This is a genomic window from Leifsonia sp. McL0627 (assembly GCF_058244615.1).
Map to the genome: position 1 here is coordinate 1,088,226 of NZ_JBZCGM010000003.1, position 24,624 is coordinate 1,112,849.

Genomic DNA, 24,624 nt, shown 5'->3' on the forward strand with positions numbered 1-24,624 from the left:
GCTACAGCACGGAGGCCGTGAACAAGTCGCGGTCCTCCGGGTGGAGGTTGAAGCGGTCGAGCGTCAGCGTGCCGTCCTCGTAGACGAACTCGTGCACGGAGCCGTTCGGGATGACCTCGCCCGGACCGGGCAGCGCGTGGCCGGTGACGTGACGCACCAACGACCCGATCACGCCGCCGTGGCTCACCACGATGACCGACTCGTCGGGGTGCTGCTCACCGAGGGCGAGCAGAGCGGGGAGGGCGCGCTCCACCACCTCGTCGCGCGACTCGCGGCCGGGCACCGGCGTGCCCTCCGGCCAGCGGGCCAGGATCTCGGCGCCGGTCAGGCCCTCCGCCTCTCCGTAGCGGCGCTCGGCGACCTCGGGGAGCGGGAGGGGCGCATCCAGACCGGTGTGCGAGGCGATGATGCTCGCCGTCTCGCTCGCGCGGCTCAGTGGGCTCGCATAGATGGCGTCGTACCGTCCGCCTGCCAGCGCGCGGCCGGTGGCCTCGGCCTGTTCGCGTCCGGTGCCGTTCAGCGGGATGTCGCTCGACCCCTGGATGCGTTTGGCGAGGTTCCAGTCGGTCTGACCGTGGCGAACGAGGGAGATTCTGGTCACGCGCGTCCTTTCATCGCGAGGACGCGGATCAGCCTCCCTGGCTAGGTGAGCCTGGCGGCGAGCTCGACGAGAGTCTCCGTCGTCCCAGCATTCAGCTTAACGGTCGCCCGGCCGTCGCCCTTGGTGTCGCCCCTGTTGACGATCACGATGGGGAGCCTGCGCCGCCTGGCCTCCTCCAGCAACCGGATGCCCGAGTTGACCGCCAGGGAGGATCCCGCGATCAGGAGGGCGTCCGAACTGCGGACCAGCGCGCTCGCCTCCCGGTACTTCTCGGCGGGGATGAACTCGCCGAAGAAGACCACATCCGGCTTGAGACGACCTCCGCAGACCGTGCAGTCCGGAACCTCGAACGCGTCGACATCGGTGACGATCGCGTCGCCGTCCGGGGCGATCTCGACGGCGCCCTCCGCATCCAGCCACGGGTTGGCCGCCTCGATGCGGGCGGAGATGGCCTCGCGGGCGAAGATCTGGCCGCAGACCAGACAGAGCACGCGGTCCATCGCGCCGTGCAGATCGACGACCTTGCGCGAGCCCGCCTGCTTGTGCAGGCCGTCCACGTTCTGGGTGATGACGCCGTTGGCGGCACCGCCGAGCTCCAGCGCTGCGATGGCGCGGTGCCCGTCGTTCGGCGCGGCGGCGGCGAACCGGCGGTAGCCGAGGTGACTGCCAGCCCAGTACCGCTTGCGGTAGGTGTCGTCGGCGAGGAACTGCTGGAAGGTCATCGGAGTGCGCTTCGGCGCGCCCTCGCCGCGGTAGTCGGGGATGCCGGAATCGGTCGAAACGCCCGCCCCGGTGAGCAGCGCGAAGCGGCGGCCGGACAGGAGGTCGACCGTCCTGTCGATCTCCCTGGCCAGTTCGGGAGAGAGCTCCGTCGTCACCGTTGCCACATGCGCCTCCCGATCGGTACTCACAGAAGTCTAAACACGCGAGTTTTCCGGAATGTTTCCGACGACTGGCAATCTGGAAGCTGCACCGTGATCCTCCGGTGCACGATCGAGAGGCACCAGCCGTGCGCATCCACCGCATCACCGACCTGACCGCCGACGGACTCGCCGACTATTCGCGGCTCACCGACGTCGCCCTGCGCCGCGTGAGCGAGCCGGAGGGCGGGCTCTACATCGCGGAGTCGTCCAAGGTGATCACGCGGGCGCTGGCGGCCGGGCACCGCCCCCGGTCGGTGCTGCTGCAGGAGCAGTGGCTGCCCGACCTGGAGCCGCTGCTGGCCGACTACCCGGACGTCCCGGTGTTCGTGGGCGACAGCACGGTGCTGGAGGAGCTGACCGGATACCACCTGCACCGCGGCGCGCTGGCGGCGATGCACAGGCCGGTTCTGCCCGACCCGGCCGACCTGCTGCGGGATGCGCGGCGCGTCGTGGTGCTGGAGGACATCGTCGACCACACCAACGTCGGTGCGATCTTCCGCTCCGTCGCCGGGCTCGGGGCGGATGCGGTGCTGGTCAGCCCGCGCTGCGCCGACCCGCTGTACCGCCGGAGCGTTCGCGTGAGCATGGGCACGGTGTTGCAGGTGCCGTGGACGCGCATCCCGGAATGGGACGAGGCGGCGCCGATCCTGCACGACGCCGGGTTCGAGATCGCGGCGCTCGCGCTCGCGGACGACGCGGTGGACCTCGCGACGTTCGCCGCGTCGGCACCGGAGAAGGTGGCGCTCGTGCTCGGGTCGGAGGGCGACGGGCTGAGCCGCAAGGCGTTGGCCGCGGCCGACAGGGTGGTCACCATCCCGATGCTGCACGGGGTGGACTCGCTCAACGTGGCGTCGGCGAGTGCGGTGGCGCTCTGGGCGTTGCTGGCGCGTTCTCAGCCGACGCCTGAGTAGCCCCGCATAGAATTCTCGGGTGCAAGACCAGCCCCGCCAAGTCTCCCGTCAGGTGTATCGCCGACGCCGGATCGTCGTCTTCAGCATCGTCGGGGTCGTCCTCGCGAGCCTGATGTACCTGTCCGGGTCGCTGTTCGGGCCGGTGCCGGCGACGGCCGCCGTCGTGCAGCACGAGAAGGCCATCGCGCAGCCGGCAGCGCAACTCGCCTGGCCCGGCTGGGGCGCGAGCGCGATCTCTGCACCGGATGTCGACGGGGCGACCGAATACCACGGCAGCGACAAGTCCCTGCCCATCGCGAGCGTGACGAAGACGATCACAGCGCTGGTCGTGCTCGACAAGAAGCCCATCACCGGAGGCTCGGACGGTCCGACGATCTCGTTCACCCAGAAAGACGTCGACATCTGGAACGAGGTGATCAGCGAGGGCGGCTCCTGGGCGCCGGTCGTCGCGGGGACCTCGATGACCGAGAAGCAGGCGCTCACCGCGATGCTTCTCCCGTCGGCGAACAACTACGCCATCTCACTCGCCAACTGGTCGTACGGCTCCACGGACGCCTTCGTGAAGGCCGCGAACACCTGGCTCGCCGCCAATAAATTCACCGGAACGCACCTCACCAGCCCGGACGGCCTCGACCCGGGCAGCGTCAGCACCACCAAAGACCTGATCGGCATCGGCAAGCTCGTGCTCGCCGACCCCGTGCTGTCGGCGATCGTGTCGCAGAAGTCGGCGACGCTGCCGGGAGCGGGCGCGCAGGACAACACGAACACGCTGCTCGGCGTCGAAGGCATCGACGGCATTAAGACCGGCAACACCGACCAGGCGGGCAACTGCCTGCTGTTCTCCGCGGAGATCGGCGTCGGCACCAACAAGGTGCGCGTCGTCGGCGCGGTGCTCGGCGCGCCGACCCACGATGACCTGTGGGCCGCGGTCAAGGCGCTGCTGGTGAGCATGAAGGCCGGCTTCCACCAAGTGGATGCGACGAGCGTCGGCCAGAAGTACGGCACGTACTCGACCCCCTGGGGTGCGTCCTCCGCCCTCGTCTCCACGGCGACGAAGAGCTTCGTCGTGTGGTCGGACACGCCCATCCAGGTGGACATGCAGACGCGCACCATCCAGTCGGGCCGCAAGGGCGACGTCGTCGGGCAGGTGACGTTCACGCTGAACGGCAAGACGCAGACTGCGGACCTGGCCCTCGCGCACGACATCCCGGACCCCGGGTTCGGCTGGCGCCTCGCTCACCCCGGCGGCCTCGGCGCCTGACCGTAGCCGTCTGCCGCAATCCGGGGCGCTGGGTCAGGCCTCGGGGAGACGGAACGGGCCGGCGTCCGGGCGCTTGGGGAGGACGTGGTCTCCGGACGACTGGTGCCGGACGCGGCGGAGCACCCACGGCACGAGGTACTCCCGCGCCCAGGACAGATCCTCCGACCGCGCCTGCCGCCAGGTGCGCACCGGCAGCGGCTCGGGCTGCAACGGCTGCAAATCGTTCTCGACGTTGAGCGCTGCGAGCACCATTCTGGCCACGGTGTGGTGGCCGAGCGGCGCGAGATGGAGACGGTCGGGCGCCCACATCCGCTGGTCCTGGATCTCGGTGAGCGCCCACTGATCGGCCACGATGCAATCGTGCTTGGCCGCGACGGCGCGCACGTTCTCGTTGTAGATCGCGACCTTGCCGCGGATGCCGCGGAACACGGGCGAGAAGCCGACGTCGACGCCGGTGAAGACCACGACGGTCGCCCCGTCGACGCGCAGGCGCTCGACCGCCTGGTCGAAGAGGACCGCGATCTGGTCGGGGTCGGTGCCAGGCCGGATGACGTCGTTGCCCCCGGCCGAGATCGTGATCAGGTCGGGCCGCAGGGCGACCGCCGCGTCGACCTGCTCATCCAGGATCTGCTTGATGAGCTTGCCGCGCACGGCGAGGTTGGCGTATGCGAAGTCGTCTGTCTGACTGCTGAGCACGTCGGCGACCCTGTCAGCCCAGCCGCGGTGCCCGCCAGGGCTGCCCGGCTCCGGGTCGCCGATCCCCTCGGTGAACGAGTCGCCGATGGCGACATACCGCGACCATGGATGCTGAGCTTCTGGCATTCCTTCATTCTGCACAGCATCCATTGTGCACACACCGCGCGCCGCTGCTCCCGGCCGCACAGCTCCGACGGGTGCGGACGGCGGCGGCACGCCCGGGGTGGAGGGCGCGTGGGCGAGTGTCGGTGGGAGCCGGTAGATTTGATCCAAGTGGAACAGCCGACCGAACCCGAGACCTCGCTTCGCCCTGGCGCGCACGCCGGAACTTTCGCCGCTGAACACCTGTCGCCCTCCTTCCCGGAGCGCGCGGCCTGGGGTACAGCGGGAAAACTGCGTGCCTGGCAGGCCGAGGCGCTCGACGCATACTTCGTGAACGAGCCGCGCGACTTCCTGGCAGCGGCGACGCCCGGCGCGGGTAAGACGACCTTCGCTCTGCGCCTCGCAACCGAACTGCTCGCGCGCAGGATCGTGGAGCGCATCACCGTCGTCGCGCCGACCGAGCACCTCAAACGGCAGTGGGCGGAGGCCGCAGAGCGGGTCGGCCTGCACCTCGACCCCGAGTTCAAGAACTCGGACGGCCGATACGCCCGCCACTTCAAAGGCGTCGCCGTCACATACGCTCAGGTCGCGATGCGGCCGAGCCTGCACAAAGACATCACCGAGAACTACCGCACCCTCGTCATCCTCGACGAGGTGCACCACGGCGGAGATGCGCTCAGCTGGGGCGACGGCATCCGCGAGGCGTTCGAGCGGGCCACCAGGCGCCTGTCGCTCACCGGGACGCCGTTCCGGTCCGACACCGCTCCCATCCCGTTCGTCACCTACCTGCCGGACAAAGCGGGCATCCGAACCTCGCTCACCGACTACAACTACGGCTACGGCCGTGCGCTGGCCGACGGCGTCGTGCGCCCCGTCATCTTCCTCGTCTATGCGGGCCACATGCGCTGGCGCACCAAGACGGGCGACGAGATGGAGGCGCGGCTCGGCGAAGGCAACACCAAAGACATCACATCGCAGGCCTGGCGCACCGCCCTGGATCCTCGCGGCGAATGGATCCCGGCCGTCCTGAACGCCGCCGACCGCCGCCTCACCGAAGTGCGCAACGCCATCCCGGATGCGGGCGGTCTCGTGATCGCGACCGACCACTACGCGGCACGGGCATACGCCGACCTGCTGCAGCAGATCTCGGGGGAGCCGGTCACCGTCGTGCTCTCCGACGAGAAGGAGGCGAGCGACAGGATCGCCGGCTTCGCAGCTGGCACCTCCAGATGGATGGTCGCGGTGCGGATGGTCTCGGAGGGTGTCGACGTTCCGCGGCTGGCGGTCGGGGTGTACGCGACCAGCGCATCCACCCCGTTGTTCTTCGCGCAGGCGATCGGACGCTTCGTGCGCGCCAGGCGTCGCGGCGAGATGGCGTCGGTCTTCCTGCCGAACGTCCCGACGCTGATGGCGCTCGCGAACGCCCTCGAACTGGAACGCGATCACGCGCTCGACCGCCCGACGGACGAGAACGCCGAGGGTGACTTCTTCAACCCGGAAGACGCCATGATGGCGGACGCGAACCGGCAGGAACGCGGTTCAGAAGCGCTGATGGACGAGTTCTCGTTCGAGGCGCTCGGGTCGGAGGCGAACTTCGACAGAGTGCTCTACGACGGCCAGGAGTTCGGCAGTTTCGCCGTGCCAGGCAGCGATGAGGAACTCGACTTCATCGGCCTCCCCGGCATCCTGGAGCCGGAACAGGTGCACGAGTTGCTGACACAGCGGCAGCAGCGGCAGGCCCGCCGCACCAGTTCACGACCGCCGTCGGCCGACGGCCACCCGCCCGCGCCGCTCTACCGCAACCTCAAGGAGCAGCGCTCCCTGCTGAACAGCCTGGTCGGGCTCTACTCCAAGAACACAGGGGAGCCGCACGGTCTCATCCACGCGGAGTTGCGCCGCGCCTGCGGCGGCCCCGCCGTGGCGCAGGCGTCGGTCACGCAACTCCAGTCGCGCATCGACTACCTGCGCCGCCGCCTCGGCCGCGCGTAGAGCGCGCGGCTAGATGACGCCCATCGCGATCATCGCGTCGGCGACGCGGGTGAAGCCGGCGATGTTCGCGCCGAGGACGTAATCACCGGGAGCACCGTACTCGTCGGCGGTGTCCGCGCAGCGGTCGTGGATGCCGACCATGATCTCGGCCAGGCGGCTCTCCGCGTACTCGAAGCTCCACGCATCCCTGGACGCGTTCTGCTGCATTTCGAGCGCCGAGGTCGCGACACCGCCGGCGTTCGCGGCCTTGCCCGGCGCGAACAGGACACCCGCGGCGGCCAGGACGCGGACCGCATCCGGGGTGCACGGCATGTTGGCGCCCTCGACCACGGCGGCGACGCCGTTGTCGGCGAGAGTCCTCGCCGCGCTTTCGCCGAGCTCGTTCTGCGTGGCGCATGGGATGGCGACGTCGATGGTCGTCTCGGCGGCGAGCGCCCAGATGTCGCCGCCCGCCCGGTATTCGGAGGCGGTGCCGCGGGCCGCGGCGTAGTCGCTGAGGCGTCCGCGCTGCTGCTCCTTCACGTCGCGGAGGAGGTCGAGGTCGATGCCGTCCTTGTCGTAGACGACGCCGGTGGAGTCGGAGCAGGCGACGACGGTTCCGCCGAGCTGCTGCACCTTCTGGATGGCGTAGATGGCGACATTTCCCGACCCGGAGACGAGCACGCGCGCGCCGTCGAACGAGCGGCCGCGGGTGGCGAGCATCCGGTCGGCGAACACGACGGCGCCGAAACCGGTCGCCTCCGTGCGGACGAGCGAACCGCCCCAGCCGATTCCCTTGCCGGTGAGGACGCCGGACTCGTAGCGGTTGGTGATCCTCTTGTACTGGCCGAAGAGGTAGCCGATCTCACGGCCGCCGACGCCGATGTCGCCGGCAGGGACGTCGGTGTACTCGCCCAGGTGGCGGTACAGCTCCGTCATGAACGACTGGCAGAACCGCATCACCTCGGCGTCCGACTTGCCCTTGGGGTCGAAGTCGCTTCCGCCCTTGCCTCCGCCGATCGGAAGGCCGGTGAGGGCGTTCTTGAAGATCTGCTCGAAGCCCAGGAACTTGACCGTGCCGAGCGTGACAGTGGGGTGGAACCGCAGGCCGCCCTTGAACGGGCCGAGCGCCGAGTTGAACTCGACACGGAAGCCGCGGTTGATCTGCACACGACCCTTGTCGTCCGTCCACGGCACCCGGAAGATGATCTGGCGCTCCGGCTCGCAGAGCCGTTCGAGGACGGCGGCCTCCGCGTAGCGGGGATTCCTGGCGATCACAGGTCCGAGAGAATCGAAGACCTCCCTCGCCGCCTGGTGGAATTCTGGCTCTCCGGCGTTCCTGGTGAGGACGTCGTCGAGGAGGGTGTGGAGGTCAGTATTCACTCGCGGCCTTTCAGTCGTGCACAAGATTTCTGAGTCTACTCTCAGAGAGCTGAGCCTCTCCGCTGTGTGACGACCAGCGAGGTGAGCCTGTGCATGCTGGCAGCGACGCCCGTGAGTTCCTAGGCTGAGCCCATGAGCGAGCGACAGCCGGACGGACAGGGTGCACAGGCGCAGCACGCGGACGAACCGCACAGGGAGGGTCTCGCGCAGCGGCTCAACTGGCTGCGCGCGGGGGTTCTCGGCGCGAACGACGGCATCGTGTCCGTTGCCGCAGTGGTCGTCGGCGTTGCCGGTGCGACGAGGGACATCGCGCCGATCCTCACCGCGGGTGTCGCGGCGCTCGTCGGCGGCGCGATCTCGATGGCGCTCGGCGAGTACGTCTCGGTGAGCAGCCAGCGGGACAGTGAGCACGCCCTCATCGCCAAGGAGCGGAGGGAGCTGGAGGAGATACCGGAGGCCGAGCTCGCCGAACTGGCCGGACTTTACGAGGCGAAGGGCCTGAAGCCGGAGACTGCGCGGCAGGTCGCCGTCGAGCTGACGGAGCACGACGTCTTGGCCGCACACCTGTCGGCGGAGCTCGGCATCGATCAGGACGACGTGGTGAGCCCGTGGCACGCCGCGCTCGCGTCTGCCGTGGCGTTCACGATCGGCGGGCTGCTGCCGTTGCTGACGATCCTGCTGCTGCCGGAGGCGACGCGCATCCCTGTCACGTTCGTGGTGGTGCTGGTGGCGCTGGCTGTCACCGGCTACGCGGCCGCGTACATCGGGGGCAGCCCGCGTGGGAAGGCGACGCTGCGGGTGGTGATCGGCGGTGCGCTCGCGCTCATCGTGACGTTCGCGATCGGCGCGCTGCTGGGGACGTCGGGCGTGGTGTGAGGTGCGAACGGTGAGGTCCCGGAGCGATGCGGCCTCGGCCCCCGGCTACGGTGTGACGGACGGGACAGCGGAAGGATGAGTGGCGTGGCAGGTTTGAAGGACAAACGGGAGATCGTCGCCAACTGGCTGCCCCGATACACCGGGACGCCGCTCGAGGACTTCGGCGACCATATCCTGCTCACCAATTTCGGCGACTACGTGCAGCGCTTCGCCGAATGGTACGGCGCGGAGGTCCGCGGCGCGGACAAGCCGATGCCGAACGCGACGGCCGACGGCATCACCATCATCAACTTCGGGATGGGCAGCCCCAACGCCGCGACGGTGATGGACCTGCTCAGCGCCATCTCGCCGAAGGCCGCCCTGTTCCTCGGCAAATGCGGGGGAGTGAAGCGCAAGAACCAGCTCGGCGACCTCGTGCTCCCCATCGCGGCGATCCGCGGGGAAGGCACGTCGAACGACTACCTGCCGCCCGAGGTGCCTGCGCTTCCGGCGTTCCAGCTGCAGCGTGGCGTCTCCACCACGATCCGGGACTTCGGCCACGACTACTGGACGGGAACCGTCTACACGACCAACCGCCGCGTCTGGGAGCACGACGAGACGTTCAAAGCCCGCCTGCGCGAGACGCGGGTGATGGCGGTGGACATGGAGACGGCGACGATCTTCGCCGCCGGCTTCGCCAACCGCATCCCGTGCGGGGCGCTGCTGCTGGTGTCCGACCAGCCGATGATTCCGGAAGGCGTGAAGACGGCGGAGAGTGACCGCAGCGTGACGGGCGCGTTCGTGGAGCGGCACATCCGGATCGGTGTGGAGGCGCTGCGGCTGGTGCGGCGCAACGGGCGCAGCGTGCGGCACCTGCGGTTCGAGGACGAGTAGGCGCATCACCCCGCCCACCCCTACCGGAAGTCGCGCGACATTGTCCGCATCCCCGCGTCCAGGAGTTCGAGCCGGTCGGCGATCACGTTGACCACGCCCTCCTCGCTGCGTTCCAGCATGCCCCGGATGATCATGGCCGGGGCCTCGCGCGCCACCCGGCGGTAGCGGTTCCAGACGCCGACGGGACAGATCACGTTGATCAGGCCGGTCTCGTCCTCCAGGTTGAGGAAGGTGACGCCAGCCGCCGTGGCCGGGCGCTGCCGGTGGGTGACGACGCCGCCGACCTCGATGCGTCGGCCGGACTCCGCCGTCGCCAGCGCATCCGCCGCGTAGACGCCGCGGGCGCGGAGTTGCGTGCGGAGGAAGCCGATCGGGTGATCGTCGGTGGAGAGGCCGGTCGCCCACAGGTCGCTCGCCAGTTGCTCCGCCGGGCTCAGCATCGGCAGCAGCGGCGGCTGGACGCTGATCGACGTGCCCGCCAGGTATTCCGGCTTCTCCTGGGCGGCGTTGCCCGCCTCCCAGATCGCCTGGCGGCGGCTCAGCCCGAAGCTCTCGAACGCACCGGCCGCCGCGAGCGCCTCCAGTTGTGCAACGTTCAGTCCCACCCGCCTGGACAGGTCGCCGAGGCTCAGATAGCGGCCACCGGAGGCGCGCTCGGCGACGATGCGCTCCGCCAGCTTCTCGCCGATCGTCGTCACTCCGGCGAGTCCCAGCCGCACCACGTGGCCGGCGTCGCGGCGGTGCAGCGTGTGGTCGAGCGGGATGCTGCGGTCGAACGGCGCGATCTCCGGCTGCTCGTGCGCGAGACACGGGTCAGTGCCGGTCGGGCCCGCGTGCGCCGCATCCTGTGCTTCGAGGACGGGGAACACCATCGACCGCTCGATGTCCGGCCGCTCCACCAGCACGCCGTGCCTGCGCGCGTCCGCCGTGAGCGTGCGCGGCGAGTAGAACCCCATCGGCTGCGCGCGCAGCAGGGCGGCGAGGAACGCGCCTGGATAGTGCAGCTTCAGCCACGAGCTCACGTAGACGAGCAGGGCGAAGCTGATCGCGTGGCTCTCGGCGAAGCCGAAGTTCGCGAACGCCTCGATCTTGGCGTAGATGGCGTCTGCGTCGTCGCCGACGATGCCGTTGCCTGCCATGCCCGCATACAGCTTGTCGCGCAGCGAGCCGATCTTCTCCTGCCCGCGCTTGGAGCCCATCGCCCGCCGCAGCAGGTCGGCGTCCTCCGCCGTGCAGTCGCCGACCGCCACGGCCATCTGCATCAGCTGCTCCTGGAACAGCGGAACCCCCAGCGTGCGCTCCAGCACCGGCTCCAACGCCGGATGCAGGTAGGTCACCTTTTCCTGCCCGAGCTTCCTGCGGATGTACGGGTGCACCGCCCCGCCCTGGATGGGGCCAGGACGGATGAGCGCGATCTCGATCACCAGGTCGTAGAACGCCCGCGGCTGCAACCGCGGCAGGGTGCCGATCTGCGCCCGGCTCTCCACCTGGAATACGCCGATCGAGTCCGCCCGGCAGAGCATGTCGTAGACGCCCTGCTCCTCTTTCGGGATGCTGTCGAGCGTCCACTGCTCTCCGAGCGACTCCGCGATGGTCTTCATGGCGTAGTCGATGGCGCTCAGCATCCCGAGCCCCAGCAGGTCGAACTTGACCAGTCCCATCCAGGCGCAGTCGTCTTTGTCCCACTGCAGCACGGTGCGGTTCTCCATGCGGGCGTGCTCGATCGGGCAGACCTCGCCGACGGGGCGGTCGGTGAGCACCATGCCGCCGGAGTGGATGCCCAGGTGCCTGGGGAACTTCAGCACCTGCTGGGCGAGGCCGACCACCGCATCCGGGATGTCGTGGTCGGCTGTGGGCTGGATGGACCCCCACGAGTCGATCTGCTTCGACCAGCCGTCCTGCTGACCCGTCGAGTATCCGAGGGCCTTCGCCATGTCGCGCACGGCGTTCTTCGGCCGGTAGGTGATGACGTTCGCCACCTGGGCGGCGTTGTGCCTGCCGTATTTGCGGTAGACGTACTGGATGACCTCCTCGCGCCGGTCGGAGTCGAAGTCGACGTCGATGTCCGGTTCTTCCTCGCGCATGCTCGACAGGAAGCGCTCGAACGGCAGGGCGTATTTGATGGAGTCGACCGCGGTGATCTCGAGCAGGTAGCAGACCGCCGAGTTCGCGGCCGATCCCCGCCCTTGGCAGAGGATGCCCTGGCTGCGGGCGAACTTCACGATGTCGTAGACGATGAGGAAGTATCCGGGGAAGTCTTTGGCCTCGATCACGTCCAGCTCGCGGGCGATGCGCTCCCGCTTGGCCGGGTTGCTGGCGAGATCCGGGTAGCGCCGCTCCGCACCGCGCCAGGTGAGTTCGCGCAGCCAGCTCATCGGGGTGTGGCCGTCGGGGACCTCCTGTTTCGGCAGCTTGGGGCGGGCGCTGCGCAACCGGAACTCGAGGTCGTCCGCGACCTCCACAGTGCGCTCCACCGCCCCGGGATACCGGGCGAACCTGGCGGCCATCTCCCGCCCGCTGCGCAGGTGGGCGGCGTCGGAGGCTGGCAGCCAGCCGTCCATCTCGTCGAGGCTGCGGCGGGCGCGGACGGCGGAGAGCGCCGAGGCGAGCGGGTATTGGGCGGGGGAGGCGTAGTGCACATTGTTGGTGGCGACCACGGGCATCCCGAGCCGGCCGGCGATGCGGGCGAGCGCATCGTTGTCGGTGGTGTCGCGCGGGTTGCCGTGGTCGATCAGCTCGACCAGGACGTTGTCGCGCCCGAACAGCTCGCCGAGCCTGGCGACCTCCTGCTCCGCCGCCCGTTCGCCGTCGGAGGCGAGGGCGAGGCGCACGTCGCCTTTGCGGCATCCGGTGAGTACCATCCAGTCGCCGGATGCGCGCCCGCCCAGCCCCTCCAGGTCGTAGACCGGCCTGCCCTTCTCCTCCCCGGCCAGCTGGCCGTCGGTGATCGCCGCCGCCAGGCGGTGGTAGCCCTCCTGCCGCCGGGCGAGCACCACGAGGTGGCTGCCCTCCGGGTCGGCCTCCCCGTTCTGCGGGCGGCTCAGCTCCAGCGACAGCTCGGCGCCGAACACGGTCTTCACCTGCTCATACGCCTCGGCGGCCTCTGCCAGGTGCACGACGCCGTACAGCCCGTCATGGTCGGTGACCGCGAGCCCGTGCAGGCGCAGCCTGGTGGCCTCCTCCAGCAGTTCCTCTGGCGAGCTGGCGCCGTCGAGGAAGCTGAAGTTGGTGTGCGCGTGCAGCTCCGCATACGGGACGTGGCCGTCGTCCTCGTCCTCCTGCACGATCGGGGCGGGGACGTACGCCGGCCGCTTCCTCGACGACGGCCGCTCGTCCGCCTGCTCGCTCGTGCGGCGGCCCGACAGCCTCCGTTCGAACTCCGACCACGGGATCGGCGGGTTGTTCCAGCCCATCAGTCGTACCTCGCCTCTGCCAGCCACACGCCGTCGGCGAGCACCAGCAGCCAGGCGTTCCCGTCGGCGTCGACCACCTGGAAACGGTGGGCCGTGCGGGAGGCCGCGGCGTCCCACCAGCGCTCGCGCACCGGCCAGGGGCCCGCCCAGGAGTCGACGGGGCGCGCATCCCGTGCAGTAGCCGTGGAAGCGAACTGGACGATCGGCGTCGTCACGACGCCGCGCCCCGTCACGCCGACCTGCTCGCCGTCCGCGCCGAGCACGACCACCGGGCGCGGAGTCTCGAACACGGTCGACGGAGCGGGCGCCGGCAGGCTGCCCGGCCACGGCTGGTCGGCGCGCGCGACCCCCACCGCCCGATCGCCCCACGGCACGAGCACCTGACGTTCGGCGAGCCCGCGACCTCCGCCGATCGTCGCCGTGAGCACGGCGTCGTGGCCCAGGATGCTCTGCACCCGGGACAGTCCGTGATGGATGCGCTCGTCGGCGCCTCCACCCCACAGCCCCTCCTCGTGGTGGCCGATGTCGTCGACAGCCTCCGGCTCCACCAGCACACGCGCGATCGGCGAGCCGAGACCGCTCTCGATACTGCCGGAGCCCTGCAGCTGCCAACGCACCCTATCGACCACGTCGGCCGCCGAGAACAGCCGCGGGTGCAGCCAGGTGCGCTCGCTCACCCGCCCGGACTCGTCCGTCACCTCGATCCGCAGCGCCGTGCACACCAGCCCGGCCTTGGTGAGTCCGCCGATGAACGTCTCCGCCGTTCCCCGGAACGCGAACGTCACCTGGTCGACTCTGTCGAGCGGAGGCTTCAACTCGATCACCCGCTCCAGCTGCTTCGGCGGCGTGCGCGGCACCACCGCCGTGCTGTCCAGGCCGCTCGCGATGGTGTGGCACCAGGCGCCGCGCTCCCCGAACCGCTCCCGCACATCCGTCGCCCCGAGCGCGGCCAGGTGGCCGAGGGTGTGGATCCCGAGCCGGCGGAACAGCGGGGTCAGTTCGTCGTGACCGAGCTGCGCGATCGGCAGCGGGGCGACGAAGGCGTGGGAGTCGCCGGGCGGGATGACCCGGATGCGCTCCGTCCCCGTGGTGCGGGCGGCCTGCTCCGCGGCGAACGGGCCGTCGGCGATGCCGATGCGGGCATCGGGGACGCCGAGGCTCTCCAGGCAGCGCAGCAGCTCGGCGGCGGCGCGCTCCTCTCCGCCGTAGTAGCGGGCAGGACCGCGGGCGCGCAGCACGCAGGTGCCGGGCCGAACAGCCTGGACACCCGGGGTGATCTCCTCGATCGCGGCCAGCACAGGATCGAAGGCGCGCGCATCCAGGACGGGGTCGTACGGCAGCACCTCCAGCTGGGTGCACCGCGACTGCGCCTCCCGGATGCGCAGGCCCCGCTTCACACCCTCCGCCCGCGCGGACGCCGAGCAGGCGAACACGAGGTTGCGGTCGACGAGCGCCAGCGGGGTGTCTGCCGGGAGATCGCTGGCGTGCAGGGCGGCTGTGATCGGCCAGTCTGGGCACCACACCACGAGCGCGCGCGTGACGACCGGAGCGCCTGCACGGGCGCCGACCGGCGCACCGGCACGGTTGCCGACGCGTGCACCGCCAGCGCTGCCGCCCCCGGCAGAGGACATCACGACGGCCATTTCAGCTCACCGCCTCCAGGCGCGTGGTGCCGGAGGCCGCCCGGAAGCTCTCGTCCAGCCCCGGCAGCCAGAGCTCCGCGCTGCGGCGCTGGCCGGAGCCGCCGCGCGGAGCCGATTCGACGGTCACCCGCCGGGAGGAGAGGTAGCCCGTGCCCCCGCCGAGCCCATCCCAGCCGCTGCGGGAGACCGTGAGCGTCGCCTCGACCTGCGGCCAGTCGCCCACCACGATCAGGGTGGCCTCGCGCTGCCGGAGCCGGGCGGTGAGCCGGGCGACGTCGCCGTCGCGCGCCCGGCCGGTGGGGGAGACGACGATCACGCTGAGCACGTCGACGACGGCGGCCGTGACGGTCAGCCACTGGTCGCCGGGGTGCGGCACGAGCACCAGCCGGTCGAGGTCGATCCCGAATCGTCCGGCCGCCTCCGCCCCGAAGTCGGGCATCCCGACCACGCCGCACCAAGCCCCCGCGGCGCTCGGACCGGCGAGCATGGCCATGACGAGCGTCGTCGACCCGCGCACGGCGTATGCCGCCCCAGCTTTCAGGGCGCCGCCCGGCAGCAGCGGGGAGAGCGCCGGATGCGTCTCCAGCTGCCTGCTCTGCAGTGTGGTGGCCTGCATCTGCCGGATGCGCGACTGCAGCTCGTGCACCTGCGCGCGGTCGACGACCGGTTCGGCGATGGCGGCTGCTGACGAATACATGCCTCTATTTTCGAACATATGTTCGACGATGGCAAATGCATTTTCGCTGTTGTGGATAACTCGCAGCGCCGGCGCGGAGACGCCTGGACAACGAAAAACGGGGCCGCGCCGAAGCGCGACCCCGTTCGAAGCTCAGGTTAGAGCGGGCGGATGTTCTCCGCCTGCAGGCCCTTGGGACCCTGCGTCACCTCGAACTCAACCTTCTGGTTCTCTTCCAGCGAGCGGTATCCGCTCGATGCGATCGCCGAGTAGTGGGCGAACACGTCAGCGCCACCGTCGTCGGGGGCGATGAAGCCGAATCCCTTTTCAGCGTTGAACCATTTGACCGTACCAGTAGCCATATCTCCTCCAGGAGCGATATTCCTCGACCCCGACTGTCGGGGCCTCGTTACGTGTTCTCCTGCTCCTGTAAAGCTGGCAACGCTCCGGGTTTGGGACGCACCTATCCAACACATGCAAAACACGCAACTGTGCTCAGCCTAGCCGCCAACCCGCGAAAAACCCACAAATGATGTCTAATCCGAACTTCACGGTTCGGTGACGAAGTCGATCAGCTGCTCCACCCTGCCCAGCAACTCGGGCTCGAGGTCGGCAAAAGTGTGCACTGTTCCGAGGATTCGTTTCCACGCGCGGGCCGTGTCGGCCTGCGTGTCGTGGGGGAGCCCGAGGGCGGCGCAGATGCCCTTCTTCCACTCGATCGAGCGCGGGATGCTCGGCCAGGCATCGAGGCCGACCCTCGCCGGCTTCACTGCCTGCCAGATGTCGATGTACGGGTGCCCGACCACCAGGACGTGCGCCCCGAACGGCCCGCGCTTGACCGTCTCGGCGATCCTGCTCTCTTTGGAGTTCGGCACCAGATGGTCCACCAGCACGCCGATCCGGCGGGAACGGTCCGGCGCGAACTCGCGGACGATCGCATCCAGATCATCGACGCCCTCCAGGTATTCCACGACAACGCCCTCCACCCGGAGGTCGTCGCCCCAGACCTTTTCGACCAGCTCCGCGTCGTGCCGTCCCTCCACGAAGATGCGGCTGGCGCGCGCGATCCTCGCCTTCTGGTCGTCGACGGCGAACGATCCGGATGCGGTCCTCGTCCGGCCCCCTCCGCCCTTCTTCGCGTGCACGAGCGTGATGGGTTCCCCGTCGACCAGGAACGAGCCGCCGATCGGGAAGACGCGCTTCTTCCGGAAATAGTCCTCCAGCTCGACGGTCTGGCCTTCGATCCTGGTGATTGCGCCGCAGAAGCCGCTCGCCGCGTCTTCGATCACCAGATCGCGGACGGCCTCGACCTCGGGGACGACCTTGCGGCCGGCGTTCTTCCAGTCGTTCGCCAGCACATCGGTTCCATAGCGGTCGTCGTTCACCCGGCGAGACTAAGCGGTGCGGAGGTGGTGGCGGGGGAGGCACGCCATCAGTCGAAGATCCTCACCAGTTGCCAGCTGCGGCTGGCGTTGTCGTGGCGCACGTCGAACACGTGCGCGCATCCAGAGTCGTCTGTGGCCTGGAAGCGCCAGCCGCCGATCTCCCTGGGCAGGCTGCCGACGCCGTAACGGTGCTCGCCGAACGGACGCCACCACGCGCACACCTCCGCCCACACCGTCGGCGTGTCGCTGACGCGGTATCTGGTCGCGCGCCACACCAGCCTGGTCGGGATGCCGTCGTCCGTCGTCCACACCGCGACGGCCTCGCCGATGTCGGTCATTGCTCCCACCTCACTTCGCTCGAACGTATGTTCGATTAACGAGTGTAAAGCCATCGACCGACGAACGCACCTGCGCCATACTGGCTGCATGACCGACCTGAACGATCCTTCCGGCGCGGCACTCCGGCTCAGCCACGAGGAGCGCGACCGTGCCGTCGCGGCGCTGCAGGCGCACGGCGCACAGGGGCGCCTGACCGATACGGAGGTGGAGACGCGGGTGCAGTCGGCGCGCGCCGCCGTGACCCGCGGCGACCTCGCTCCGCTGTTCGCCGACCTGCCAGGTCAGGTCGACCTGGACGGGACAGGCGCCGCCCAGGGAGGGTCAGGCGCGGGAGCGCCGGGCACGGGAGCACCGAGCACCGGAGCACCGGCCGCCGGAGCCGCATACGCGACGCCCTCGTACCAGGCCCCGCCGCAGCCGTTCGCGCCCCGCGACCCGTCAGGAGGGTCCTCGCACTTCGGCCGCTGGGGACTCGCGATCGTCTCGGTGACCCCGTTCGTCGCACTCATCCTGTTCTTCGTCACCAGTGCGATCTGGGGATATGCGCTGAGCTGGCTCTGGTTCCTACTCGTCCCGATCGTGGGGGCGCTCGTCTACGGTACGGACGGCGGGCAAGGCCGCGACCGCGACCGCAACCGACGCTGACCGTCGCGCGCTAGCCCAGCGTCGCGCCGAAGAGCAGCCCGAGCAGATACGTCGCTCCCGCCGCCCCATAGCCGATGGCCAGCTGCCGCAACGCCCGCTTGAGCGGCGACGCGCCGGACAGCAGCCCGACGATCGCGCCCGTCCCGAGCAGCACGATGCCCACCAACAGCGCGGCGACGATCACCGCGGTCGTCCCCTGCAGCCCGAACAGGTACGGCAGGATCGGGATGAGGGCGCCGGAGGCGAAGAAGCAGAAGCTCGACACGGCGGCGTTCCAGCCGGTGCCGACCGACTCGTGCTCGTCGATCTCCTCACCGGTCACGGCCTGCACAGGCGCCGTCTCCGCGCGGGCGTGCAGCCCGGCGAGCACGGAGTCGGCGTGCGCCTTCGCCTCGTCCGGCGTCATGCCGCGGGCACGGTAGACGAGGGTGAGCTCGTTCGCGTCGACATCCAGGTTCGGCAGCGCTGAGCTGGTCTCCGGGTTGGGAGACGACGCCTGCAGCAGCTCGCGCTGCGACCGCACGGACACGTACTCGCCTGCACCCATCGAGAGCGCCCCGGCGAGCAGTCCGGAGATGCCGGTCAGCAGCACGACGTGGTTCGGCACGCCGCTCGCGCTGATGCCGAGCACGAGTGCGAGGTTGCTGACGAGTCCGTCGTTCGCCCCGAACACGGCGGCGCGGAAGGTGCCGGAGAGCCGCTGCCTTCCTCGGGCGGCGAGGGCACGGACGACCTCTTCGTGGATCTGTTCGTCCGCGGCCATCTGCGGGGTCGCATCCACGTCGTCGCTGTACGGGGATCTGGCCTCAGCGCGCTGCGCGAGCGCGAGCACGAAGACCGAGCCGAAGCGCCTGGCGAGGAAGCCGAGCACGCGGGTGCGGAAGTCGCCGCGCAACGGGCGGCCGACGTTGTCCCCGAGCAGGGTGAGCCAGTGCTGCTCGTGCCTGCCCTCCGCGTCGGCGAGCGCGAGCAGAATCTCGCGCTCCTCTCCGGTCCTGCGTCCGGCGAGGTCGCGGTAGACGGCGGCCTCTGCGCGTTCGTCCGCCAGATATCTGCGCCAGCGCCGGATGTCGGCGGGCGTCGGTTCGCGGTCGGGGGTCGTGGCTGTCGTCATAACGATTGGACAGTCTAGGGGAGTCGTCGCGTCGCGCCCGTGAACCGTTCGCCCCAGACCCGGGCCCTCTCGACGACCTCCGGCGGTGCGAGCACCTCGAACGGCGCATCCACTGCGGCGAGACCGAACAGCGCCCAGTCCGCGCTGTCGGCCGACAGGTGGATGCGCGTGGTCGCCGCATCCATCGCCTCCGCCGTCGCCCAGCGCCCGATGGCGGCCTGCACCTGGCCAAGCGGTGCGTGCACGATCGCCTCGATCGCGAGTGTCTCCGCGGTGGCTCCGAGCGAGGAGGCGACGAAGGTCGCGGCGTCGTCCGCCGGGAGCTCGCGCGGCCGGAACCGCTGGCCGGTCGGATGCGGGTCGGCGAGCCGGTCGAGACGGAAGCTGCGCCAGTCGAACCGGCCGAGGTCGTACGCGACGAGATACCAGCGTCGCTCCACCGACACCAGCGTGTGCGGCTCGACGCGGCGGTCGGTGCGTTCTCCGTCGCGGGCGACGTAGGCGAAGTCGAGGCGTTCCTCGTCACGGCAGGCCTGCGCGACGACCGTGAGCACCTCGGCGTCGACCGTCGGACCCTGCCGGATCGCTCCGGCGACCGTGGAGGTGCGGAGCGCATCCACTCGTCGGCGCAGCCGGGACGGCATCACCTGCACCACCTTGGCGAGGGCGCGCACGGAGGCGTCCTCGATGCCGGCGATGCCGGACTGCGCTGCGGTGCGGAGGCCGACGGCGAGGGCGACGGCCTCTTCGTCGTCGACCACGAGCGGCGGGAGGGATGCGCCGGCGGCGAGCTGATAGCCGCCGTCGACGCCGCGACTCGCATCCACCGGGTAGCCGAGCTCGCGCAGCCGGTCGACGTCGCGGCGCAGCGTGCGGGGCGAGACCTCCAGCCGCGTCGCGAGTTCCGGCCCCGGCCAGTACCGATGCGTCTGCAGCAGCGCCAGCAGTTGCAGTGTCCGTGCCCCTGTCGTACTCACTCTCCCATCATGCGCCAGGATGCGGTCACTTCCCGTCCGCAATCGAGTCGGGACTTATGCACGCGACACGCCGGTGTGTCGCGTGCATAAGTCCCGACTCGATGATCAGGGGGCGGGGGAGGAGGACGGGGAGGGCGGCGGGAGGAGGGGAGCGGCGCCGGGACGGGAGAGGGTGAGGATGGCCTCGGCGACGTGCGGGTCGGCTTCGAGGGCCCCACCGATGGCGACGAGGTCGGCGGCCACGTCCGACTCCCGGTCGTCCCCGACGAGGTCGACGGCGGCCACCACGTAGATGCGTTCGGGACCGACGTACTCCACGTGCAGGTAGGTGACCGTCTCCACCTCCGGATGCGCGAGCAGAGCAGCCAGAACGGCCTGGGTCGCGCGGTCCGACGCCTGCTCCCCGAGCAGGAACCGCCTGTTCCTGTCGATCAGCACCAGCGCGACGATCGCCAGCAGCACGCCGATCAGGATGGAGCCGATCGCGTCGTAGACGGCATTCCCGGTGAGTTCGTGCAGCAGCAGCCCGAAGAACGCGATGAGCAGTCCGATGAGGGCGGCGGAGTCCTCGAAGAACACCGCCCGCAGCGTCGGGTTGGACGTGCTGAGCACGTGCGAGAGCGTCCCGGTGCCGCGCTCGTCGGCGCCCCGCCTGGCCTGCCGGAACGACTGGAGGAATGAGATCCCCTCGAACACGAACGACACGGCGAGCACGATGTACGCCACGGCGTAGTCGTCGGCCGGCTCCGCGCTCCCGAGCTGCGAGACGCCGTGCGTGATCGACACCACCGCGCCCGCCGTGAACAGCCCGACCGCCGCGAACAGCGACCACACATACGCCTCGCGTCCGTACCCGCCCGGATGCGCGACGTCGCGCGGACGGGACGACGAGCGTTCCGCCTGCAGCAGGAAGACCTCGTTGCCCGCGTCCGCCCAGGAGTGCGCCGCCTCCGCCACCATCGAGGCGGAGCCGGTGAGCACGGCGGCGATGGTCTTGGCGACCGCGACGACGATGTTCGCCCCGAAGGCGATGACGACGGTGAGCAGGCTCGACGACTGCTGCGCGGACGACTGCTGCGCGGACGACTGCTGCGCGGACGACTGCTGCTTCGGCGGCGGCTGCTGCGAATCCCGAGACTCCGGCATAACCGCAACAGTATCCCGCGCCGTGCACCGCGAAGGCCGGAAATGACGAAAACCCCGGTCTCTCGACCGGGGTTTCCTACTGTGTCCGAGGGGGGACTTGAACCCCCACGCCCTATACGGGCACTAGCACCTCAAGCTAGCGCGTCTGCCATTTCCGCCACCCGGACAGGTGTTTCGTTCCAGCAACCGAACCGGCCGCCGAAGAAAGACATTAGCACGAAAAGCGACGTGCCTTTCACTCGGCCGAGCATCCCGGGCGTGGCGGGTGATCGGCGGATCATCGGGGCGTACGCAGGCGGCGCGCGGTGCGTGCGTCGCGTTGGCCGGCACCGGATGCGCAGGTAGCGTTGGGGCTATGACGGATGCCTTGAGCGACGAGCAGCTGGACGAGACGGCGGTCATCGCCCGCGACCTGATCCGGTTCGACACCACCAATTACGGGGAGGGGAAGTCGAACGGCGAGACCGACGCGGCGGAGTACGTGGAGGCTCGCCTGAAGGCGATGGGCCTCGAACCGCGGATGTTCGAGTCCGATCCAGGTCGCACGAGCGTCGTCGCCAGGGTTGCTGGCAGGAACTCCGCCAAACCGGCACTGGTCGTGCACGGGCACCTCGACGTCGTGCCCGCAGACCCGCGCAACTGGTCGGTCGACCCGTTCGGCGGCGTCATCAAGGACGGCCTGCTCTGGGGCCGCGGTGCCGTCGACATGAAGAACATGGATGCGATGATCCTGACCGCGGTCGGCGACCTGCAGGCCGCGGGCGAGCAGCCGGAGCGCGACCTCGTGGTCGCTTTCTTCGCCGACGAGGAGGATGGCGGCCGCCGAGGCTCGCACTTCCTCGTCGACAACCATCCCGAACTGTTCGCCGGTGCGACAGAGGCCATCAGCGAGGTCGGCGGTTACTCCATCGACCTCGACGGCAAGCGCGCGTACCTGATGCAGACCGGGGAGAAGTCGCTCGTCTGGATCAAGCTGGTCGCCCGCGGCCGCGCCTCGCACGGGTCGCGTCTGGTGCGCGACAACGCGATCACCCGGCTCGCCGAGGCCGTCGTCGCCATCGGGCGCCGCGAGTGGCCGATCCAGCTGACGGACACGACCACCCAGCTGCTCGCCGAGGTGTCGCGCATCCTGGGCATCGACCAGCAGCAGGTGGGCCCTGACGAGGTCGTGCTGCGCACCGGAACGGCGGCCGGCTTCATTCTCGCCACCCTGCGCACCACCACGAACCCCACGCTGCTCGACGCCGGATACAAGCACAACGTCATCCCGGACACGGCGGAGGCGCTCATCGACATCCGCACCCTTCCCGGTGAGGAGGACGCGGTGCTCGCTCAGGTGCAGGAGATCGTCGGCGACGACATCGAGATCAGGATCATGCACCGCGACGTCGGCCTGGAGGCAGCATTCGACGGCCCGCTGATCGACGCGATCGTCGACACCATCGGCGTCCACGACCCGGGAGCGCCCGTCCTGCCATACCTCCTGTCGGGGGGCACGGACAACAAGGCGCTCAGCAAGCTCGGCATCACCGGATACGGGTTCGCGCCACTGCGGCTTCCGAAAGAACTGGACTTCCCCGGTATGTTCCACGGCGTCGACGAGCGCGTCCCGCTCGACGCGCTAGTGTTTGGCAGGTCCGTCCTGCGAGACCTGCTCCGCAGCTACTGACACGCGCACGCCGTCCAGCACCACGTACGAAAGCACCACATGGAATTCATCAACGCCCTCATTCTGGGTCTCGTCCAGGGGCTCACCGAGTTCCTCCCGATCTCGTCGAGCGCGCACATCCGCATCGTCGGGGAGCTGCTCGGCATGGGAGGCGACCCCGGCGCGCGCTTCACCGCGATCATCCAGCTGGGCACAGAGGCCGCCGTGCTGCTGTACTTCTGGAAGGACATCGTCCGGATCGTCGGGCAGTGGTTCCGTTCGCTGTTCGGCAAGGTTCCCCGCAACGATCCGGATGCGCGGATGGGCTGGCTGGTCATCATCGGCAGCCTGCCGATCGTCGTGCTCGGCCTGCTCTTCCAGAACTCCATCGAGACCACCTTCCGTTCGCTCTGGATCGTCGCGGCGACGCTGATCGTGTTCGGCATCCTGCTCGGGGTCGCCGACTACGTGGGCAGCAAGACCAAGCGGCTGCGGGAGCTCACCTGGGGCAACGGCATCATCTTCGGGCTGGCGCAGGCGCTCGCGCTCATCCCCGGCGTCTCCCGCTCCGGCGGCACCATCACGGCCGGGCTGTTCATGGGCTACCAGCGCAGGGCCGCAGCGCGGTACTCGTTCCTGCTCGCGCTCCCCGCCGTCTTCGGCAGCGGCTTCTACCAGCTGTACAAGTCGATCAAGGAGCCGTGCACCCAGGCCCTCGCCGCAGCGAACACCTGCACTGTCGAGGTGTTCGGTCCGTTGGAGACCGCAGCGGCGACCGTCGTCGCGTTCGTCGTCGGCCTCGTGGTGATCGCGTTCTTCATGGGCTACATCTCGCGCCGCAGTTTCCTGCCGTTCGTGATCTACCGCATCGCCCTCGGCGGCCTCCTCATCGTCCTCCTCTCCACCGGAGTCCTCGCCGCGTAATCCGCCCTCCGAAGCAATCGAGTCGGGACTTATGCACGCCTGCACTCGGCGTGTCGCGTGCATAAGTCCCGACTCGACTATTTGGGGGGACTAGGGGACGGGGAACGCGTCAGGAGCGCCAGGGTTCGTCGGGGCGGCCTCCGGCCTGGCCGTCGCGACCGTCGCCGCGGCGGCGAAGGTAGCGCTCGAACTCCTGGGCGATGGCCTCGCCACTCGCCTCGGGCGAGTCGACCGTGTCACGCGCCTGCTCCAGCTGCTCGATGTAAGAGGCCATCTCTTCGTCGTCGGCCGCGAGCGCGTCGATCCCGGCCTCCCAGGCCGACGCCTCGTCGACCAGCGTTCCGCGCGGGATGGTCACGTCGACGAGCTCTTCGAGCTTGTCGATCAGCGCCAGCATCGCCTTCGGGCTCGGCGCGTTGTGGACGTAGTGCGGCACGGACGCCCAGATCGTCACGGTCGGGATGCCGACACCCTCCGCACCCTCGGCGATGGCACTCAGGATGCCGACTGGGCCCTCATAGGTCGAGCGCTCGATCGAGAGGTCGGCGCGCACAGCGGCGTTCTCGCTCGACGCGAAGATCGAGATCGGCCTGGTGTGCGGGACGTCGGCGAGCATCGCGCCGAGGAAGACGATCACGCCGATGTCGGCGGAGAGGGCCGCATCCAGGATCTCGGAGGTGAAGCTCTTCCAGCTGCGGGACGGCTCCGTTCCGAGCAGCAGGTAGATGTTGCCGACGTTGTCCCCGCTGACCCGCACGCTGGCGTCTCCGGCGAGGTCTTCCGCCAGATCCTGTGCTTCGGCTCCTGGATGCGCAGGGCCGTACATCACGGCGGACGGCCAGATGAGGTGGCGGCGCCCGTCGTCGTCGGCCACGACGGGCCGGTTGAACTGGAAGTCGAAATAGAGCTCAGGGTCGACCTCGGAGATCGGCACGACGTCGAGCACGTCCTTCAGCGTCTTGACGGCGCCGCTCGCTGCCTCGCCTGCGTCGTTCCAGCCTTCGAAGGCCACGACCAGGATGCGGCCGCCGAGGAAGTCGTTTCCGTCAGTCACAGTGGATCTACCCTGTCCTCTCCAGACGGCCGGTCGGACGCCATCCATCCAGGATAGGCCCGCCGG

General features: G+C 69.5%; 22 protein-coding genes and 1 tRNA gene. 8 read left to right on the top strand and 15 right to left on the bottom strand.

Features of this window, described 5'->3' with window-relative positions:
* Position 1: 1 nt before the first annotated feature.
* Together AC37TH_RS13445 and AC37TH_RS13450 are read right to left on the bottom strand one after the other, a co-directional pair.
* On the bottom strand, positions 2-601 hold the full coding sequence (locus AC37TH_RS13445; protein WP_490764843.1) for a histidine phosphatase family protein: 600 nt from the start codon (positions 599-601) through the stop codon (positions 2-4).
* 41 nt (positions 602-642) lie between these two features.
* Positions 643-1,488, bottom strand: a complete 846-nt coding sequence (locus AC37TH_RS13450; protein WP_490764844.1) for a Sir2 family NAD-dependent protein deacetylase — start codon at positions 1,486-1,488, stop codon at positions 643-645.
* 122 nt (positions 1,489-1,610) lie between these two features.
* Between AC37TH_RS13450 and AC37TH_RS13455 the strand changes: the two genes are divergently transcribed.
* Both AC37TH_RS13455 and AC37TH_RS13460 read left to right on the top strand, forming a co-directional pair.
* Positions 1,611-2,435 (top strand): TrmH family RNA methyltransferase, encoded by an 825-nt coding sequence (locus AC37TH_RS13455; RefSeq protein WP_490765115.1) that lies wholly within the window; start codon positions 1,611-1,613, stop codon positions 2,433-2,435.
* A 19-nt stretch (positions 2,436-2,454) separates the two neighbouring features.
* The gene (locus tag AC37TH_RS13460; protein ID WP_490764845.1) at positions 2,455-3,696 is read left to right on the top strand and encodes a D-alanyl-D-alanine carboxypeptidase family protein; all 1,242 of its coding nucleotides are present in this window, start codon (positions 2,455-2,457) and stop codon (positions 3,694-3,696) included.
* A 33-nt stretch (positions 3,697-3,729) separates the two neighbouring features.
* Here AC37TH_RS13460 and AC37TH_RS13465 read toward each other — a convergent pair whose 3' ends face one another.
* A complete protein-coding gene (locus tag AC37TH_RS13465; protein ID WP_490764846.1) occupies positions 3,730-4,518 on the bottom strand; it encodes an SGNH/GDSL hydrolase family protein in 789 nt (262 codons plus the stop codon).
* A gap of 147 nt (positions 4,519-4,665) precedes the next feature.
* On the opposite strand from AC37TH_RS13465, the gene AC37TH_RS13470 reads away from it, so the two are divergent.
* Positions 4,666-6,483: a DEAD/DEAH box helicase gene (locus tag AC37TH_RS13470; protein WP_490764847.1), complete on the top strand. Its 1,818-nt coding sequence runs from the start codon at positions 4,666-4,668 to the stop codon at positions 6,481-6,483.
* 9 nt (positions 6,484-6,492) lie between these two features.
* Here AC37TH_RS13470 and gdhA read toward each other — a convergent pair whose 3' ends face one another.
* Positions 6,493-7,845 (bottom strand): NADP-specific glutamate dehydrogenase, encoded by a 1,353-nt coding sequence (gene gdhA / locus AC37TH_RS13475; RefSeq protein ID WP_490764848.1) that lies wholly within the window; start codon positions 7,843-7,845, stop codon positions 6,493-6,495.
* A gap of 132 nt (positions 7,846-7,977) precedes the next feature.
* Here gdhA and AC37TH_RS13480 point away from each other — a divergent pair, with 132 nt between their 5' ends.
* Positions 7,978-8,721 carry a VIT1/CCC1 transporter family protein gene (locus AC37TH_RS13480; protein ID WP_490764849.1) on the top strand — a complete coding sequence of 248 codons (744 nt, stop codon included), beginning with the start codon at positions 7,978-7,980 and terminating at the stop codon, positions 8,719-8,721.
* Positions 8,722-8,805: 84 nt separating this feature from the next.
* Entirely contained in the window at positions 8,806-9,594 is a 789-nt protein-coding gene (locus AC37TH_RS13485) for an AMP nucleosidase (RefSeq protein ID WP_490764850.1), read from the top strand.
* Between the two features lie 20 nt (positions 9,595-9,614).
* Here AC37TH_RS13485 and AC37TH_RS13490 read toward each other — a convergent pair whose 3' ends face one another.
* The 6 genes from AC37TH_RS13490 to AC37TH_RS13515 form a co-directional block, all read right to left on the bottom strand.
* Positions 9,615-13,007 carry an error-prone DNA polymerase gene (locus AC37TH_RS13490; RefSeq protein ID WP_490764851.1) on the bottom strand — a complete coding sequence of 1,131 codons (3,393 nt, stop codon included), beginning with the start codon at positions 13,005-13,007 and terminating at the stop codon, positions 9,615-9,617.
* Positions 13,007-14,650 (bottom strand): DNA polymerase Y family protein, encoded by a 1,644-nt coding sequence (locus AC37TH_RS13495; protein ID WP_490764852.1) that lies wholly within the window; start codon positions 14,648-14,650, stop codon positions 13,007-13,009. Before AC37TH_RS13495 ends, AC37TH_RS13490 begins: the two co-directional genes overlap by 1 nt.
* Position 14,651: 1 nt before the next feature.
* Positions 14,652-15,347, bottom strand: a complete 696-nt coding sequence (imuA', locus tag AC37TH_RS13500) for a DnaE2-dependent mutagenesis accessory factor ImuA' (protein WP_490764853.1) — start codon at positions 15,345-15,347, stop codon at positions 14,652-14,654.
* 137 nt (positions 15,348-15,484) lie between these two features.
* Positions 15,485-15,688 (bottom strand): cold-shock protein, encoded by a 204-nt coding sequence (locus AC37TH_RS13505; RefSeq protein WP_055893908.1) that lies wholly within the window; start codon positions 15,686-15,688, stop codon positions 15,485-15,487.
* A gap of 186 nt (positions 15,689-15,874) precedes the next feature.
* Positions 15,875-16,711, bottom strand: coding sequence for a DUF3097 domain-containing protein (locus tag AC37TH_RS13510; RefSeq protein ID WP_490764854.1), 837 nt, complete (start codon positions 16,709-16,711; stop codon positions 15,875-15,877).
* Between the two features lie 47 nt (positions 16,712-16,758).
* On the bottom strand, positions 16,759-17,049 hold the full coding sequence (locus AC37TH_RS13515; RefSeq protein WP_490764855.1) for a DUF6504 family protein: 291 nt from the start codon (positions 17,047-17,049) through the stop codon (positions 16,759-16,761).
* A gap of 88 nt (positions 17,050-17,137) precedes the next feature.
* Between AC37TH_RS13515 and AC37TH_RS13520 the strand changes: the two genes are divergently transcribed.
* Positions 17,138-17,695: a DUF1707 SHOCT-like domain-containing protein gene (locus AC37TH_RS13520; RefSeq protein WP_490764856.1), complete on the top strand. Its 558-nt coding sequence runs from the start codon at positions 17,138-17,140 to the stop codon at positions 17,693-17,695.
* Between the two features lie 10 nt (positions 17,696-17,705).
* On the opposite strand, the gene AC37TH_RS13525 is transcribed toward AC37TH_RS13520, so the two are convergent.
* From AC37TH_RS13525 to AC37TH_RS13540, 4 genes are all read right to left on the bottom strand, one after another.
* Positions 17,706-18,809 carry a VIT1/CCC1 transporter family protein gene (locus AC37TH_RS13525; RefSeq protein WP_490764857.1) on the bottom strand — a complete coding sequence of 368 codons (1,104 nt, stop codon included), beginning with the start codon at positions 18,807-18,809 and terminating at the stop codon, positions 17,706-17,708.
* Between the two features lie 14 nt (positions 18,810-18,823).
* On the bottom strand, positions 18,824-19,786 hold the full coding sequence (locus tag AC37TH_RS13530) for a helix-turn-helix transcriptional regulator (RefSeq protein WP_490764858.1): 963 nt from the start codon (positions 19,784-19,786) through the stop codon (positions 18,824-18,826).
* Positions 19,787-19,891: 105 nt separating this feature from the next.
* On the bottom strand, positions 19,892-20,932 hold the full coding sequence (locus AC37TH_RS13535) for a cation diffusion facilitator family transporter (protein WP_490764859.1): 1,041 nt from the start codon (positions 20,930-20,932) through the stop codon (positions 19,892-19,894).
* Between the two features lie 82 nt (positions 20,933-21,014).
* A tRNA-Leu gene (locus AC37TH_RS13540) sits at positions 21,015-21,099 on the bottom strand.
* A 188-nt stretch (positions 21,100-21,287) separates the two neighbouring features.
* Between AC37TH_RS13540 and AC37TH_RS13545 the strand changes: the two genes are divergently transcribed.
* Together AC37TH_RS13545 and AC37TH_RS13550 are read left to right on the top strand one after the other, a co-directional pair.
* Entirely contained in the window at positions 21,288-22,601 is a 1,314-nt protein-coding gene (locus tag AC37TH_RS13545; RefSeq protein ID WP_490764860.1) for a M20/M25/M40 family metallo-hydrolase, read from the top strand.
* A 39-nt stretch (positions 22,602-22,640) separates the two neighbouring features.
* Positions 22,641-23,504, top strand: a complete 864-nt coding sequence (locus AC37TH_RS13550) for an undecaprenyl-diphosphate phosphatase (RefSeq protein ID WP_490764861.1) — start codon at positions 22,641-22,643, stop codon at positions 23,502-23,504.
* Between the two features lie 109 nt (positions 23,505-23,613).
* Here AC37TH_RS13550 and AC37TH_RS13555 read toward each other — a convergent pair whose 3' ends face one another.
* Positions 23,614-24,558 carry a proteasome assembly chaperone family protein gene (locus tag AC37TH_RS13555; protein ID WP_490764862.1) on the bottom strand — a complete coding sequence of 315 codons (945 nt, stop codon included), beginning with the start codon at positions 24,556-24,558 and terminating at the stop codon, positions 23,614-23,616.
* Positions 24,559-24,624 lie beyond the last annotated feature (66 nt).